This is a genomic window from Lentzea kentuckyensis (assembly GCF_002150765.1).
Lineage (GTDB): Bacteria > Actinomycetota > Actinomycetes > Mycobacteriales > Pseudonocardiaceae > Lentzea > Lentzea kentuckyensis.
The window spans coordinates 44,108-59,329 of the sequence record NZ_MUYM01000021.1; the positions used below are offsets into that span (position 1 = coordinate 44,108).

At 67.8% G+C, this 15,222-nt stretch carries 15 protein-coding genes and 1 tRNA gene; 6 read left to right on the top strand and 10 right to left on the bottom strand.

The window, feature by feature from the left end; genetic code table 11:
• Positions 1-17 precede the first annotated feature (17 nt).
• Entirely contained in the window at positions 18-1,214 is a 1,197-nt protein-coding gene (locus tag B0F77_RS13280; protein ID WP_086663178.1) for a DNA polymerase III subunit delta', read from the top strand.
• A gap of 15 nt (positions 1,215-1,229) precedes the next feature.
• On the opposite strand, the gene B0F77_RS13285 is transcribed toward B0F77_RS13280, so the two are convergent.
• Genes B0F77_RS13285 through kduI form a run of 3 tightly spaced genes read right to left on the bottom strand, consistent with a single transcriptional unit; the run spans position 1,230 to position 3,513 of the window.
• Positions 1,230-1,967: an IclR family transcriptional regulator gene (locus B0F77_RS13285; RefSeq protein WP_086663179.1), complete on the bottom strand. Its 738-nt coding sequence runs from the start codon at positions 1,965-1,967 to the stop codon at positions 1,230-1,232.
• Positions 1,964-2,689 carry an SDR family oxidoreductase gene (locus tag B0F77_RS13290; RefSeq protein WP_086663180.1) on the bottom strand — a complete coding sequence of 242 codons (726 nt, stop codon included), beginning with the start codon at positions 2,687-2,689 and terminating at the stop codon, positions 1,964-1,966. The genes B0F77_RS13285 and B0F77_RS13290 overlap by 4 nt, the downstream gene beginning before the upstream one ends.
• Positions 2,686-3,513 carry a 5-dehydro-4-deoxy-D-glucuronate isomerase gene (gene kduI, locus B0F77_RS13295; protein ID WP_086663181.1) on the bottom strand — a complete coding sequence of 276 codons (828 nt, stop codon included), beginning with the start codon at positions 3,511-3,513 and terminating at the stop codon, positions 2,686-2,688. The genes B0F77_RS13290 and kduI overlap by 4 nt, the downstream gene beginning before the upstream one ends.
• 138 nt (positions 3,514-3,651) lie before the next feature.
• Between kduI and B0F77_RS13300 the strand changes: the two genes are divergently transcribed.
• Both B0F77_RS13300 and B0F77_RS13305 read left to right on the top strand, forming a co-directional pair.
• Entirely contained in the window at positions 3,652-5,241 is a 1,590-nt protein-coding gene (locus B0F77_RS13300) for an L-lactate permease (protein WP_086663195.1), read from the top strand.
• The gene (locus tag B0F77_RS13305) at positions 5,238-6,419 is read left to right on the top strand and encodes a glycoside hydrolase family 88 protein (protein WP_086663182.1); all 1,182 of its coding nucleotides are present in this window, start codon (positions 5,238-5,240) and stop codon (positions 6,417-6,419) included. Before B0F77_RS13300 ends, B0F77_RS13305 begins: the two co-directional genes overlap by 4 nt.
• On the opposite strand, the gene B0F77_RS13310 is transcribed toward B0F77_RS13305, so the two are convergent.
• On the bottom strand, positions 6,373-7,749 hold the full coding sequence (locus B0F77_RS13310; RefSeq protein ID WP_086663183.1) for a hypothetical protein: 1,377 nt from the start codon (positions 7,747-7,749) through the stop codon (positions 6,373-6,375). The two genes, B0F77_RS13305 and B0F77_RS13310, sit on opposite strands and share 47 nt — an antisense overlap.
• A gap of 109 nt (positions 7,750-7,858) precedes the next feature.
• Here B0F77_RS13310 and B0F77_RS13315 point away from each other — a divergent pair.
• Positions 7,859-7,932: transfer RNA gene (locus tag B0F77_RS13315), tRNA-Thr, on the top strand.
• Between the two features lie 456 nt (positions 7,933-8,388).
• On the opposite strand, the gene B0F77_RS13320 is transcribed toward B0F77_RS13315, so the two are convergent.
• Together B0F77_RS13320 and B0F77_RS13325 are read right to left on the bottom strand one after the other, a co-directional pair.
• Positions 8,389-9,258 carry a hypothetical protein gene (locus B0F77_RS13320; protein WP_086663184.1) on the bottom strand — a complete coding sequence of 290 codons (870 nt, stop codon included), beginning with the start codon at positions 9,256-9,258 and terminating at the stop codon, positions 8,389-8,391.
• A 130-nt stretch (positions 9,259-9,388) separates the two neighbouring features.
• Positions 9,389-10,066: an HNH endonuclease family protein gene (locus tag B0F77_RS13325; protein WP_086663185.1), complete on the bottom strand. Its 678-nt coding sequence runs from the start codon at positions 10,064-10,066 to the stop codon at positions 9,389-9,391.
• A gap of 64 nt (positions 10,067-10,130) precedes the next feature.
• On the opposite strand from B0F77_RS13325, the gene B0F77_RS13330 reads away from it, so the two are divergent.
• Complete coding sequence (locus B0F77_RS13330) at positions 10,131-11,579, top strand: DUF885 domain-containing protein (RefSeq protein WP_086663186.1); 1,449 nt, start codon at positions 10,131-10,133, stop codon at positions 11,577-11,579.
• On the opposite strand, the gene dctA is transcribed toward B0F77_RS13330, so the two are convergent.
• The 3 genes from dctA to B0F77_RS13345 are packed head-to-tail and all read right to left on the bottom strand — an operon-like array spanning position 11,469 to position 14,175.
• Positions 11,469-12,803 carry a C4-dicarboxylate transporter DctA gene (dctA, locus tag B0F77_RS13335; protein WP_245848063.1) on the bottom strand — a complete coding sequence of 445 codons (1,335 nt, stop codon included), beginning with the start codon at positions 12,801-12,803 and terminating at the stop codon, positions 11,469-11,471. The genes B0F77_RS13330 and dctA overlap by 111 nt on opposite strands.
• Before the next feature lie 47 nt (positions 12,804-12,850).
• On the bottom strand, positions 12,851-13,582 hold the full coding sequence (locus tag B0F77_RS13340; protein WP_086663188.1) for an SRPBCC family protein: 732 nt from the start codon (positions 13,580-13,582) through the stop codon (positions 12,851-12,853).
• Positions 13,579-14,175, bottom strand: coding sequence for an ArsR/SmtB family transcription factor (locus B0F77_RS13345; RefSeq protein WP_207310939.1), 597 nt, complete (start codon positions 14,173-14,175; stop codon positions 13,579-13,581). Before B0F77_RS13345 ends, B0F77_RS13340 begins: the two co-directional genes overlap by 4 nt.
• A 144-nt stretch (positions 14,176-14,319) precedes the next feature.
• On the opposite strand from B0F77_RS13345, the gene B0F77_RS47835 reads away from it, so the two are divergent.
• Entirely contained in the window at positions 14,320-14,493 is a 174-nt protein-coding gene (locus B0F77_RS47835) for a hypothetical protein (protein ID WP_158102679.1), read from the top strand.
• Here B0F77_RS47835 and B0F77_RS13350 read toward each other — a convergent pair.
• On the bottom strand, positions 14,475-15,222 hold a 748-nt coding region (locus B0F77_RS13350; RefSeq protein ID WP_143466706.1), incomplete at its 5' end, for a TIGR03617 family F420-dependent LLM class oxidoreductase. The genes B0F77_RS47835 and B0F77_RS13350 overlap by 19 nt on opposite strands.

The following is a 15,222-nucleotide window of genomic DNA, read 5'->3' on the forward strand; positions in this document are numbered from 1 at the left end:
CTGGAAGACTGCTACCCATGAGCGTGTGGGACGAGGTCGTCGGCCAGCCTGACGCGGTGGCCACGTTGTCGGCGGCCGCCGAGGCGGCGGCCATGATCGTCGCGGGCGGCACTCCCGCGCCTGGCGTGATGACCCACGCCTGGCTCTTCACCGGCCCGCCCGGATCAGGCCGTTCGTCCACCGCGCGGGCGTTCGCCGGGGCGTTGCAGTGCGTGGTGACGGACGACCGGCCCGGCTGCGGTGAGTGCAGCGGCTGCCGCACGACGCTGCACGGCACCCACGCGGACGTGCGGGTCGTGGCGCCCGAGGGGTTGTCGATCTCGGTCGCCGAGATGCGGTCGCTGGTCCAGATCTCCGCTCGCCGCCCCACCTCCGGCCGTTGGCAGGTGGTGATCATCGAGGACGCCGACCGGTTGACCGAGGGTGCCGCCAACGCCCTGCTGAAGGCCGTCGAGGAGCCGCCGGAGCGGACGGTGTTCCTGTTGTGCGCGCCCTCCGACCACCCGGACGACGTGTCGGTGACCATCCGGTCGCGCTGCCGGCTGGTGTCGCTGGGGTCGCCGCGGCCTGCCGCGATCGCGTCGGCGCTGGAGGCGGCCGAGGGGATCGCGCCGGAGATGGCCCAGTGGGCGGCTGCGGTCTGTGGCGGCCACGTCGGACGGGCGCGGCGGCTGGCCGTGGATCCGCAGGTTCGTGGTCGTCGTGAGGCAGTGCTGCGGATTCCGCTGGCGTTGCGGAAGCCCGCCGATGTCTTCACGTGTGCCGATGAGCTGATCAAGGCTGCCGAAGAGGACGCTTCCACGGCCAACGAGGCCCGCAACGAGGCCGAGCGGGAAGCCCTGGAGACCGCGATGGGGGCCGGCGGTACCGGTAAGGGGACCGCTGCCGCCACCCGCGGGGCCAAGGGAGCGTTGAAGGATCTGGAGAAGCGGCAGAAGTCCCGCGCCACCCGGACCCAGCGCGACTCGCTGGACACGGCGCTGGTGGACCTGGCCGGGTTCTACCGGGACGCGCTGGTCGTGCACACAGGGTCGGAGGCCGCGTTGATGCATCCGGATCGGGCTTCGGACTCGCGGACCGCGGCCGCTCAGTGGTCCCAGGAGTCGATCCTGCGGCGACTGGAGGCGGTGCTGGCCTGCCGGGAGGCGATCGAGGTCAACGTGAAGCCGCGCATCGCGATCGAGGCGATGGTCACGACGCTGCACCGGGGCTAGTGGCGTGTCGTGCCACTAGACCCAGCCGAGAGCCGCTGACACCTCGTCCGCCGCCCGCAGCACCCGCGGCCCGAGCGCGATCAGCTCCGGCAGCGAGTGCTCCATCGCGAGCGACGACGCCGACAGTCCGCCGATCACCGTTCCCGCGTGGTCCCGGATCGCGGCGCCCACGCAGCGCACACCGACCTCGTTCTCCTCGTCGTCCAGCGCGAACCGCGACCTGCGCACCCGCGACAGCTGCGACTTCAGCCGCGGTCCCGAGGTGATCGTCTTCGGGGTCCTGCCCGGCAGGCCCGTCCGGCGCAGGAACGCGTCCAGCTCGGACGGGGAGAGCGAGGCCAGCACGGCCTTGCCGATGGCGGTCCCGTGGGCGGGCAGGGACATGCCCAGGCGGGACGCCATGCGGTAGGGCTTGTTGGCCTCGATCTTGTCCACGTAGACCAGTTCGTCGCCGAACAGCACGGCCAGGTGCACTGTGCAGCCGGTGGATTCCTGCAACGAGCGCAGGAACGGCCGTGCTCGCTCCACCGTGTCGAGAGGGCGCAGCACCTTGCCGGCCAGGGCCAGCACCCGCGGGCCGGTCAGGTAACCGTCCGAGCCCAGGGTGGCGAAGCCGCGGTCCACCATCGTCTGGAGCAGGCGGTGGACCGTGGACTTCGGCAGGCCGGTGACTCGCGCGATGTCCGTGATGCGCGTGTGGTCGGCGAGGGCCTCCAGCACGGCGAGCGTTTTTTCGACGGCGGTATCGGTCATCTCGCCAGCCAGCCTCCATCGACCACCAGTACGTGTCCGGTCACATAATCGGACGCGGTGGACGAAAGGAACACCGCCGGGCCCACGAGATCTTCCGGGGTGCCCCAGCGACCCGCCGGGATGCGGCCTCGGATGGCCGGTTCGCGGTCGGGGTCGGCCCGCAGCGGGGCCGTGTTGCTGGTCTCGATGTAACCCGGCGCGATGGCGTTGACCTGCACGTTCGACGCGGCCCACTCGTTGGCGAGGAGCTTGGTCATGCCGACGAGCGCGTGCTTCGAGGCCGTGTAGGCCGAGACGAGGATTCCGCCCTGAAAGGACAGCAGGGACGCGATGTTCACGACCTTGCCGCCGCCGTTGGTGATCATCTGGGCTCCGCAGAGCTTCGAGATCTCGAACGCCGAGTCGAGGTTCACGGCCATCACCCGCTGCCAGTCCGCCAGCGAGACGTCCACGGCGGCGCCCCGGTGGATCGTGCCGGCGTTGTTGACCAGCACGTCCAAGCGGTGTTCGGCGAGGACCGGTGCCAGCGCCGGTTCGATCGAGGCAGGGTCGGCGAGATCGACGGAGACCGTGGCCAGGGCGGGGGCCACGTCGGACAGGTCACCGCGGCCCACCAGGATCAGCTGGGCGCCCGCGTCGTGCAGACCGCGGGCGATGGCGCGGCCGATACCCGTGCGGGCACCGGTCACCACGGCCGTTCTGCCTTCGAGGGAGAAGCTCACCGCAGCTCCGTCACGGCGACCGGGTCCATGTCTTCGTAGGCCTGGTTCTCGCCGCCCATGGCCCAGACGAACGTGTACGAGTGCGTGCCTGCTCCACTGTGGACAGACCAGGACGGGGAGATCACGGCTTCTTCGTTGCGCACCACGATGTTGCGGGTGTTCTGGGGCTCGCCGCAGAGGTGGATCACGCGGTGGTCTTCAGGGAGGTCGAAGTAGAGGTAGCACTCGGTGCGGCGGTCGTGGGTGTGCGGCGGCATGGTGTTCCAGACGCTGCCGGGGGCCAGCGACGTCACGCCCAGCACGAGCTGCGACGAGCGGATGCCGTCGGCGTGCACGAACTTGCGGATTTGACGCACGTTCGCGGTGCTCTGGTCGCCGAGTTCGAGGACGTCGACCTCGTCGAAGCGGGCGACCGAGGTGGGGAACGAGGCGTGCGACGGGGTGGAGAAGAGGTAGAAGCGGGTGTCCTCGCCGGCCGCGTGGAACTCGACGTCCACGGCGCCCTGCCCGACGTAGAGACAGTCGCGCGTACCGAGTTTGTGCTCGGTTCCGTCCACGGTAACTGTTCCGGAACCGCTGACGGCCAGCACGGCGAGCTCACGGCGTTCGCAGAAATGCGCTGAACGCAGCGGGGGAGCGCTCTCAAGCTTGAGCGGCTGACCTGGTGACGGCGACGCGCCGCCCAGCACGATGCGGTCCTCGTGCGTGTAGACGGTCCGGATCTCGCCCGGCACGAAGAGGTCGTCCACGAGGTAGTGCTGCCGCAGCCCGTCCGTGTCGAATCCCGGCAACTGCGCCGGATGGGTCGAGTGCCTGATTTGCATCTGGGGATGCCTTCCGATCGGGGCGGCGGAGTGACACGATGTGCGCCGACCAACATGGAACTACGTTCCGTGGACTGGAACAAGCCTCTCGTCTCCACGCCGCCGGAGACGTGTTCAGGCATATGAAAGGCGGCCTTGGTGTACCAGCAGAACCCGAATCCGACGGGCTCGCTGTTCCTGTCGGCTTTGCTCGCGTTGATCCCGCTCGTCGCCGTGCTCGTGCTGCTCGGCGGTCTGAAGTGGAAGGCTCACTGGGCGGGTCTGACCGCCCTCGCGCTCGCCATCGGCGTCGCGCTGTTCGGTTACTCGATGCCGCTCGGCCAGGCACTCAACTCGGCGGCGTTCGGTGCGGCGACCAGCGTGCTCGTGGTCCTGTGGATCACGTTCAACGCCATCTGGATCTACAACCTGACTGTCCACAGCGGACACTTCGCAGTGCTGCGGCGGTCTTTCAGCTCGATCTCCGACGACCAGCGGGTGCAGGCGATCGTCATCGCGTTCTCGTTCGGCGCGCTGCTCGAAGCGCTTGCGGGTGGCGGTGGTCCGGTCGCGATCTGCTCGGTCATGTTGATCGCGCTGGGCGTCGACCCGATGAAGGCGGTCGCGCTCGCGTTGATCGCCGACACCGCGCCGGTGGCGTTCGGCGGCATGGGCAACCCGATCACGGTGCTGAACACGGTCACCGGGCTGCCCGCGGACACGTTCGGCGCGATGACCGGTCGTCAGGTGCCGATCCTGGCGCTGCTGGTGCCGTTCGTGCTGATCTTCGTGGTGGACGGCAGGCGCGGCTTCAAGCAGGCGTGGCCGGCCGCTCTGGTGGCTGGTGGCTCGTTCGCCGTGACGCAGTACCTGGTCTCGAACTTCTGGTCCTACAAGCTGTGCGACATCATCGCGGCTGTCGTCTCGGTGCTCGCGGTGATCGGTTTCATGCGCGTGTGGCAGCCGGAACGCTCGATCCCGCCGGTGATCGCCGGTGGCTCGACCACGGACTCGCGGCGCGACGTGATCACCGCCTTCACCCCGTACGCGATCATCGTGGTGATCTTCTCGATCGCGCAGATCGTGCCGGTGAAGAAGTTCCTCGACTCGCTGACCTACAAGTTCGCGTGGCCCGGCATGCACCTGGTCGCACCGAACGGCAAGCCGATCAAGGTCGAGTACGCGCTGAACTGGGCGTCCGCGACGGGCTCACTGCTGTTCGTCTCCGGCCTGATCACACTGGCCCTGCTGGGAATCAGCGCGCGGAAGGGCCTGGAGATCTACGGCCAGACGATCAAGCAGTTCAGCTGGGCGATCCTGGCGATCTTCGCGGTGTTCTCGCTGTCGTACGTCATGAACTACTCGGGCCAGATCACGACTCTGGGCCTCTGGCTCGCGGGGACCGGCGCGTTCTTCGCGTTCCTGTCGCCGGTCGTCGGCTGGTTCGGCGTCGCGATCACCGGTACGGACGCGGGCTCCAACGCGTTGTTCGGCGGCCTGCAGGTCACCGCGGCGCAGCAGCTCGGCGCGTCGCCGTTCCTGTTCGGCGCCTCGAACAGCTCCGGTGGCGTGATGGCGAAGATGATCTCGCCGCAGAACCTCGCCATCGGCACCGCCGCCGCGGGCCTGGTGGGACGTGAGGGTGACCTGTTCCGCAAGGTGTTCGGCTGGAGTCTGTTGCTGTTGCTGGCGATGTGTGTGATCGCGTACCTGCAGTCCACACCGGTGCTCGGATGGATGGTGCCATGACGTTCAGTCGCAGAACTCTGCTCGGGGCTGCCGCGGCGACCCCGCTGTTCACCGGTGAGGCGTCGGCTTCCTCCGGGCTTTTCCGCGAGTCGCTGGACTTCGCGTTGCGGAGGCTGCGTCAGGTCGCGCCGAACGTCACCTCGTTCCCCGAGGAGACGAAGTTCGAGAAGTGGACCTACGTGGCTTCCGGTGGCTGGGTCGGCGGTTTCTGGCCGGGCATGCACTGGCTCGCGTTCCTGGACAGCGGCGACGAGCAGTTCAAGAAATGGGCGGTGGAGTCGGCGCTGCGGTTGTCGCCGCGGCGCACCGACACGTCGATCCACGACCTGGGCTTCCTGTTCTACCCGTCGTGGGTGACCGCCTTCCGGCTCACCGGTGACGTCTCGTGGCGGGACGGCGCGGTGCAGGCCGCGTCGTCGTTGATCCAGCGCTACAACGACAAGGGCCGCTTCATCAGGGCGTGGGGAGCGCTGGGCACACCGGCGAACGCGGGCCGGGCGATCATGGACACGATGATGAACCTGGACCTGCTGACGTTCGCGGCGGAGCAGACCGGGGAGTCGCGGTTCCTGGACGTGGCGGTCGCGCACGCCCTGACCACGCGCTCGAAGTTCATCCGCCCGGACGGGTCCACGCCGCACGTCTTCGACTTCAACCCGGACACGGGCGAGGACATCGGCCCCAACACGAACCAGGGCTACAGCCCGACGTCGTGCTGGTCGCGCGGACAGGCGTGGGGCATCTACGGGTTCACGACGATGTACCGGCGTACTCGACGTCGCGAGTTCCTTGATGCGGCACGAAAACTCGCGGACTTCGCGCTGGATGCCCTTACCCCGGACCACATTCCGGTGTGGGACTACCGCTCACCGTTGGCGCCCAACGACGTCAAGGACTCGTCGGCGGGCGCCATCATGGCGTGCGGGCTGATCGACCTGTCCCGCGCTTCCGGCCGTGCCTCTTACTACGTGGCCGCGGTGCGCATCCTGGATGCGTTGTGCCGCAAGTGTTTGACGACCGGTTCCGAACGGCACGAGGCCATCCTGGCGCGCGGCACTCGCAACCGCCGCACCGAGACGGGCATCGAGGTGTCGCTGCCCTACGGCGACTACTACCTGATGGAGGCGTTGCTCAGGATTGTGAAACCCCGGGAGCTCGCCCGCGCGATCGGCCTCTGACCGGCAGCGCGGCGAAGATCACCACGCCCGCGAGCAGCAGTCCCGTGCCGGTCCAGAACAGCGGGATCGACTGGTACGCGGCGTTGGTGTAGGCGAGCGGCGGCGTCTTCTGCGCAGGAGGCGCCGCCGGACCGCCTGGTTGTTCCGGCTGGCTGGTCCCGCAGACCACACCACCCTGCGGCGCCGCGGCCCGCACGATCTGCTCGCCGAGCGAGATCTGCGCGAGCGCCGTCGGCAGGTTCGGCAGCTTCAGCTTGTCCGTAGGCAACAGCTGCACGTCGAGCATCCGCGCCGTGGCTCCGAGCTGGAACCCGCTGAACCCGTTGCCCGTGAAGCTCGCCTTCTTCTCGTTGAGCCCCGCGATCTGCAGCTTCACGACCACCAGATCGAGCAACAGCGGGATGTCCAACGTCGGATGCGCCGCATCCAACGTGGCGAGCTCCTTGCCGTTCTGACTGACCTTGAGCACCGGCGCCGTGTAGGTGATCTTCGACGTCTTCTCGTCCCCGGTCGCCGTGGCCGTGAGCGTCGGCGGCGTGGCCACGTCGATCTTGATGCCACCCGCGAGCTCGACGCTGACCGCCCGCATCGTCGAGGTCGACTCGACCGCCTTGTTCTTGCTGCCCGGCAGATCGACGAGCTTGACGTTCGAGTTCGCCTCGAACGCGTCCGGAATGCTGACCAGGCTGCTCTTGACCGGCAACGGCACCTCGGCCGGCAACGCACTGAGCACTTCGAGGCCCGCGAGAGAGGTGCGGGCGGTGGCCAGCGGACTGACGCACGGCCCCAGCTTCTCGTCCCACCGAGCGTGCACACTGCCGTTGAGCAGCTTCAGCTTGCCGAGCGGTGTCTCCGGAATCGGCAGCCCGCCGTTGGTCGGCTGCGGGTTGTCCGGAATCGCGGTCTGCACGAGCGTGCCCGGCGACTGCGGCGACCGCCCCGCCACCGCGAACCCGAACGGATTGGCCTGCGTGACAACCCGCTCGGTGCTCAGAAACGCCTCGGTGTTGACCTGCGCACTGGCCAGCCCGAACCCGAACTCGGTGACCGACTGCTTGGGCAACTGGTCGCCCAGCCCAGGCAGGATCGTGTTCGTGGGCACCCCCTGCGGCCCGAGCCGAATCATCGCAAGCCCGGTCCCAGCATCCCCAACGGCATGCGCAAGCGGTTGCGGCCCGTTCGGCGCCGACACCGGCGGCTGGTTCGGGTCCCGAGGCCCAGGCACCGGCGTGGTGGGAGGCTGCGCGAGTGCGGGCGCCGCGACGAGTGCGGGGGCTGCGACGAGCGCGAGCAGCAACCCGGCCAGCGGCACGGACAACGAACGGCGCATGGACCCACTCCTCGGCGGTTAGGAGACGGTGACGTCGGTCACGGTCCGTACAACGAAGGCGACCCCCGTGAGTGACGGGTCTTCGGGTCAGCTATAGTTATCGCGTCTCGCCGCCTTAGCTCAGTCGGCCAGAGCGGCTCACTCGTAATGAGCAGGTCATCGGTTCGATTCCGATAGGCGGCTCGGTGAGATAGAAGGGCCAGGTCACTCGTGACCTGGCCCTTCTGCTGTTCGGCGGTCTGTCAGGCGCGCAGTCGCTCGAACCATGTCGCGGTGTGCGAGCCGGCTCATCGAGGCGTCCTCCCAGGTGTTTAGCCGTTCGTCAGGCTGCCTTGTGAACGGCGGACTAAGCTCGGCCGTATCCAGTCGAAGGCGCAGTGACCAGGCGCTTTCGCGGTGTCACGTGGGGTGAGTTAACGTTGCCCGCCTCCGCGCGATGACACCACCAACGGGTCCGGCGAGTCTCCACTGCCATCCCGCGCACGGGTGATCTGATGCGCCATCACCCTTGAGGCAGAAGGAGGAACGCACACCATGTCGTACATGGGCGGCGAGAACGGCGACAAGTGAGTCGCTGACCTGGGCTTTTGTGCCCCGCAACAGGGGGCCTGCACAGCCTGGTGCGGTGTGCAGGCCGTTCTACCTCTTGAGTTCCAGCAACATGCCGGCCCGGCGGTTCGCCGGCAGGTTGTTGATGTCCAGCTTGATCTCGACGCGGCCCGCGTCGGTCTTCCTGGTGATTTCGAAGTTGTCGCGGATCCGGTTGAGTGCGATCACGTCCCAGTGCACGTCGACTCCCGGTGGCAGGACGATGGTGTAGGTCGCGCGTTCCACCGGTTGCCGGAAGTAGAAGGTGAACGGGTCGGGTTTCTTGTGGACCATGAGCGGCACGCATTTCTTCGGCCAGGACCATTCCATCACCAGGCGTATTTCGCTGTCGACTTCCGCGGGCGAGTGGAAGTGCGAGACCATGTCGAGCTTGCCGTCCGCGGTCCAATGCGACGTGACCAGGAAACTCGGTCCCATGGTTCCGTCGACCAGCAGGCTGCGCACTTTCGCGTCGACCTTGTTCTCGATCCACTTTGGTTGTTTCCAGCCGGGGCCGAAGCGCAGCCGGAAGAATTTTGCTTCGGCGTTGCGGATGACGGCGTTGACCGTGATGAACTCCCGGGTGTCGCCGTTGGCCTCGATGACGGCGACCTGCTCCCACACCTTGATGTCGAACTGGCTGGGCTGCAGTTCCATCAGCATGTACGAGTACTTGGACAGGAGGGCGCGGTACTCGCGGGACTCCGACTCGAGCTTGGCCACGCGAGTCGTCAGGTGGACCAGCAGCAGTAGTACCAACACGATTGCGGCGATCACAAACGTCGCGCGAATGGCGACGGTGCCGAACAAGGTGGAGAGCACCGCGCCGAACGCGACGAGGCCGAGCAGTCCCTTGACGAACCCGACCGCTCCTTCGTCCTCGAGGAATTTCTCCAGCCACTGCGCGAACGACTTCAGCACTCAGTCCACCCCTCTGGTCGGCCGCTGGAGCCGGACCAAGCAGGATAGCTCGGGGCTGTCGGAGCCGTCATCGAAGTTGGTACGAACGGGTGGCTCTCCAATTGTCAATCAATTGGCATTGTTTCGCGTTTTATGTGGCAGGCGTTGTGGCACAGGTCGTGAGCGCCTGTTCCAGCGCCGACCGTTCCGCCGGCGCCACGCTCAACCCGTACGCCGCCTTCACCGTCACGTAGATCCGCCCGTACGAACACGCGTACCCGGCGTTGGGCGGCATCCACTCGTCCGGCGTCTTGTCGCCCTTCGACTGGTTGACCTTCCCGGAGACCGCGATCAGGTTGCGCAGGTCGTTGGCCGCGGCCACCCGCCGTTCCTGGGGCCACGTGGCCGCGCCGCTGCGCCACATCTCGGCCAGCGGCACCACGTGGTCGATCTGGATCTTCGACACGCTGGTGATCTGTGAGGCCGTGTAGGGGTCGTCGAGCGTGCCGGACTGCACGCCGCAGCGGCCGGGTTTGCGTTCCACGGCGGTCAGGTCGCGGGCCAGCACTTGGCTGCGTTGGTCGCAGCCGTCGCCGTCGGTGTCGAACCACGGTTGGCCGAACACGCAGGCTTTGCCGTTCTCGCAGTCGCGCACATAGCCGTCCAGCCGGCCCGGTGTGCTCAGCGGCAGGGCCGCCAGCGAGGTGCGGGCTGTTGCGGCGTCGAGGGTTCCGGTCGGCACGCGATCCACCTGTGGTCCGGGCGGGCCAGAGGCCAGGGGAATGGCGGAACAGCCGGTCAGCAGGAGGATCAGCAGCAACCAGCGCATGGAAAGGGCTTACCCGGGAAACTGGGTGGTGATGGCCGCTCAACGGCGTAACTCTGGGGGACGGATGACCGAAGCCAACGCGCTGGCCGAGGACCTGTGGGACCTGATCATGGACCACCACGCGTTGCGGGCGAACCTCATGGGCCTGCGTGACGACGGCGCGTTGCAGGACCACAGTGAAGAAGCGGACCAGGACTACCTGCGGCGCTACCGGGCCATCGCCGAAGAAGCCGGACGGATGCCGCAAGCCGACCCCGTCACGCGAGGGCTCATCCAGCATCTCGCCCAGGCGGAGTGCGACACCATCGAGTCGCGGTCGATCGAGTTCGGCGTCAGCGGGTATCTCCAGGCCGCGGTGCCCGAACTGCTCTACTTCCTGCCCGAGCTGAAGAGTCACCAGGCCGTGCCGCGTTTTCTCGCCACGGTCGCCGAACGGCACCGCGCGGGCATCGCCGCGGGCCGGACGCCGGTCAGACACCTTGTGGAGCAGACGATCGACCTCGTCGAGCGACATGACGCGCCGGGGTTGCGGGACTATCGCGACGTGCTGAAGAACGACGTTCTCCCGCACGGCAGGGACACCGAGCACGCCGGGCTGTGCTGGCTGCCCGACGGCGAAGAGCTGTACGCCAAGGCGATCCGCACGCACACCACGCTGGACCTGGGCCCGGAGGAGTTGCACGCCACCGGGCTCCGGCTCGTCGAGAACCTCAAAGGTGAACGAGGCGAGCGCGAAGGCCTCAGGTACACCAGCGCCGCGGAGATGCTCGCGGACGCCGAAGCAGCGGTGCGCCGGGCGGAAGCCGTTGCCCCGCAATGGTTCCGAACCGTGCCGGACCAGCGGTGCGTGATCGCCGAGACCGCGCCGTCCGCACCCGCGAGCACGCCACCGCACTACCTGCCCGCCGCGCTCGACGGCAGCCGCCCCGGCACGTACTTCGTCAACACCAAGGAACCGCACACCCAGCTGCGGAACGTCGCGGAGGCCACGGCGTTCCACGAAGCCGTGCCGGGTCATCACTTCGAGAGCACCAGGCTCTTGTTGATCGAGGACCTCCCGCTGCTGCGCCGCAGGGCCCGCGTCACCGCCTTCACCGAGGGATGGGCGCTCTACTGCGAACGCCTCGCCGACGAGATGGGCCTCTACAGCGACGAAGAGGCGAGATTCGGCATGCTCACGATGGACGCCAAGCGCGCGGGCCGGCTCGTCGTCGACACCGGCCTGCACGCGCAGGGCTGGAGCAGGCAGCAGGCCGTCGGCTACCTGCTCGCCACCACGCCGATGCCGCGCGAGCTCGCCGAGTCCGAGGTCGACCGCTTCCTCGCCCAGCCCGGCCAGGCGCTCGCATACATGGTGGGCCGCCTCAAGTTCGACGAGCTGCGCGCACGGGCTCAGCAAGCGCTAGGACCGGCGTTCGACGTCCGCGACTTCCACGAGGTCGTCCTCGGCCACGGCAAGCTCACCCTCGGGCTGCTCGACGACGTCGTCACGGCGTGGATCACCGAGCGTTGACCGCATCTGGTCCACGTCGAGCATGCCCTCCCAGCGCGACACGACGAACGTCGCCACGCAGTTGCCCAGGAGGTTCGTGAAGACGCGCATGGAGTCCATGATCCGGTCGGCACCCAGCAGCAACGCCACCGCCGCTGCCGGGATCGAGCCGACCGCGGCGACCGTGGCGGACAGCGCCAGGAACGCCGAGCCGGGCACACCCGCCATGCCCTTCGAGGTCAGCACGAGCACCAGCACGATCGTCAGCTGGTCGCCGAGATCGAGCGGGATGTTCAACGCCTGCCCCAGGAACACGGTCGCCAGCGAGAGGTAGATCGAGGCACCGTCCAGGTTGAACGAGTAACCCGTCGGCAGCACCAGCCCGACGGACGTGGGTGCGCAGCCGGCCCGCTGCAGCTTGACCATCATCCGCGGCAGCACGGCTTCCGAGGAGGCCGTGCCGAGCGCCAGCAGGAACTCCTCCTTGGCGTACCTGATGAACCGCAGGATGTTGACCCTGGCGAACCCCCACGCGATCACGCCCAGCAACCCGCAGAACAGCAAAGCCGCGCCGTAGGACGCCAGGATCAGCCACAGGTACGTGCGCAACGACCCCAGCCCGTACTGCCCGACCAGGAACGCCATCGCGCCGAATGCCCCGAGCGGCGCCAGTTTCATCACGTAGCCCAGCACCGTGAAGAACGCCAGGTTGACCCGTTCCAGCAGGTCCACCACGGGCGTCGCGCGCTCGCCGAGCTGGGCCAGCGCGCAACCGAACAACACGGCGAACAGCAGCACTTGGAGCAAAGCGTTGCGGGCCAACGCGTCCACGACACTGGACGGGATGAGGTCGAGCAGGAACTGGACGACGCCGGGGAGATGACCGCCCTGCGTCTTCGCCTCGACGGCGGTGGCGTCCAGGGTGGCCGGATCGACGTTCATGCCGGCCCCCGGCCGCACGACGTTGCCGACCAGCAGTCCGAACGCGAGCGCGGCCGTCGAGACGACCTCGAAGTAGATCAGGGCCTTCACGCCGATCCGGCCCACCGCACGTAAGTCGCCGACCTTCGCGATGCCCGTCACCACGACGCAGAAGATCAGTGGCGCGATCACCATCTTGATCAACTTGATGAAGCCGTCCCCGATCGGCTTCAGGTCCGCACCGAACGACCGGAAGAAGTGGCCGACCAGGACGCCGGCCACCACGGCGATGAGGAGCTGCAAGAACAGCGACCGAGTTTTCACATCCCGGAAGCTAAATCTCATTTGTAAGCAATGGAGTGCCCTGAGTGTTACGAGGTCCGTCCGACCGCCTGGGCCAGGAACTCCGTCCACTTCTCGTTCTGGCCGGTCGCGTCACCGAAGAGGTGGTGGCCGACGGCGCGGGTGCCGTGGAACCGGTACAGGCCATCGGCTCCGCGCACGCTGAGGAACACCCCCGGCAGGTCGTAGGCGAAGTCGACGACCCCGGTGATGCCGAAGGGCTCCAGCGTGACCTCGTCGCCGACCTCGGGGTCGGCAGGCACGCCGAGCGCCGCGAGCAGCCGGGCCCACGCGTCGTCGGGCTGCTCCTGGGGCGCCTGGGCGAACACGTACGTGCCGCGACGGCCGCTGAAGTGCTTGACGTACTGGCCCAGTGTGGAGAGGTACATGTCCCAGCCGTACGAGGTCTGGTCGAGGTACTCGTCGCTCCAGCCGTCGCCGAGGATGCCGCTGTGCACGAACCGGAGCACGGTCGAGCCGCCGTCACGCGCCTCGATCAGGTACTCCATCGCGTGGATCGTGCCGTCGTCGGCCTTGTCGCTCTCGTAGGCGAACCGTTTGCCCGGCTCCCAGGCGGTGATCGTCGAAGCCTCCTGGAAGAAGCCCAGGTCGAGCGACATGCGGCCGCCGAGGCGTCCGTCGACGGTGTGCGGGCCCATGAACCACGAGTCGATGCCCGGTCCGGTCGCGATGGCGTCCCAGACCTGTTCCGGGGTCCCGTCGACCTCGACTTCCTTCTTGATCTCGAACTCGCGGGTCACGACTCCTCCTCCTTGGCGGTGACGCTCGGGTGCAGGGCGACGACGACTCGGTGCGGACGCCCTCCTTCGGCCTGTTCGTCGTGGTACTTCGACACGAGCTGCGTCACGCACGAGGCGAGCTCCTCGGCGAACGCCGCGCGGTCCGCCGCGGTGGCGAAGCGGATCTCGCCGTCCAGCGCGAAGGTCGCGAGCCGCTTCTTCGCCTTGGTGGCGCCGGTGATCAACGTGCCCACGTCGCGCACCAGCCTGGCCGACACCGCCAGCAGCCACCGCGCGGACAACCGATCAGGTGACCTCGCCGGGTCCGGTTGCACGGCGGCCAAAGCGGTCGGGGAGATGACGTAGGACGCCGCCGTCGCCTGCAGCAGGCGTTCGTTGACATTGCCCTTGCGTCGTTCCTCGACGAGCTCCACCAGGCCGTGCTGCTCCAGCGTGCGGAGGTGGTAGTTCACCTTCTGCCTGGGCAGGCCGACCTTCGCGGCGAGCATCGTCGCCGATCCGGGCTCGGCCAGCTCCGCGAGCAGTCGCGCTCGTACGGGGTCCAGCGACACCTCGGCCGCGGACGGGTCCTCGATCACCGCCACTTCGAACATGGACCCACCGTCGCACCGAAAACAAAATTAGTCAAGAACTGCGTTGCTGTCGGTGACTTTGCTCCACCTGGGTGGCTTTGGAGCCGGTACCGTAAGCCGTGTCTCGATTGGTCGTTGCTTGTTCGCAACCCCTGAGGAGACAAGATGATCACGATGCTCGTCCTGACCGTGCTGGCTCTGCCGTTCGCCCTGACCGCCGCCAACATGGGCAGACGGCGTTGGATTCGCAAGAGGGGCTGCGCCAGAGTGCGGGCCGAGCTCGACGCTTTCCACGCCGAGCTGGCACGTCAGGGGCTCAGTCACTTCTCCGGTCGGTGAAGCGCGCTCGTCGACGGTGAGAGCCGGGTGACCACGTCGCCATAGCGGTCCAGCAGAGCGGCCGTGACGGTTTCCGGCGTGCCGACGACGGCGAACTCGTGCAGCACCTCGTCGGAGATCAGCTCGCTCATCTCCACCCACTGCTGCCGCCGGGACATCCGGTGCAGCTCCTCGTGCAGCGCTCCCCAGCCGTGCAGCTCCAGCACCGGCCGGTACGCGGGCGTCGATCCGTAGAACGCGATCTGCCGCTTGACGTCGGCGATCTCCTTGTCGTTCGTCGCGGCGAACACGGGCCCGCTGATCTCGAAGCCCTCCAGCGTCCTGCCCGCCTTCGCGCGGCCGCGGGCCAGCGCCGGCAGCGTCACCTCGCGCAGGTATCGCTCGGTCGTGAAGTTGTGGCACAGGAAGCCGTCCGCGACCTCGCCCGCCACCTCGGTCATCAGTTCACCGACGCCCGCGAGGTAGATCGGCGCGGTGCCGTGCGGGTTCGGGCCGGGGTCGAAGAACGGCGTCATCAGCGTGTGCTTGTAGAACTCGCCGCGGAACGCCAGCCGCTCGCCCGTTTCCCACGCGTGCCAGATCGCGCGGATCGCCAGCACGAACTCGCGCATGCGCGCGGCCGGTTTGCTCCACGGCATCGAGAACCGCTTGGTGATGTGCGCTTCGACCTGCGGCTGCTGTCCGCCGGCCGGTTCAACCTGGGGCTGGGCTCGCAGGTCGAAGCGCACA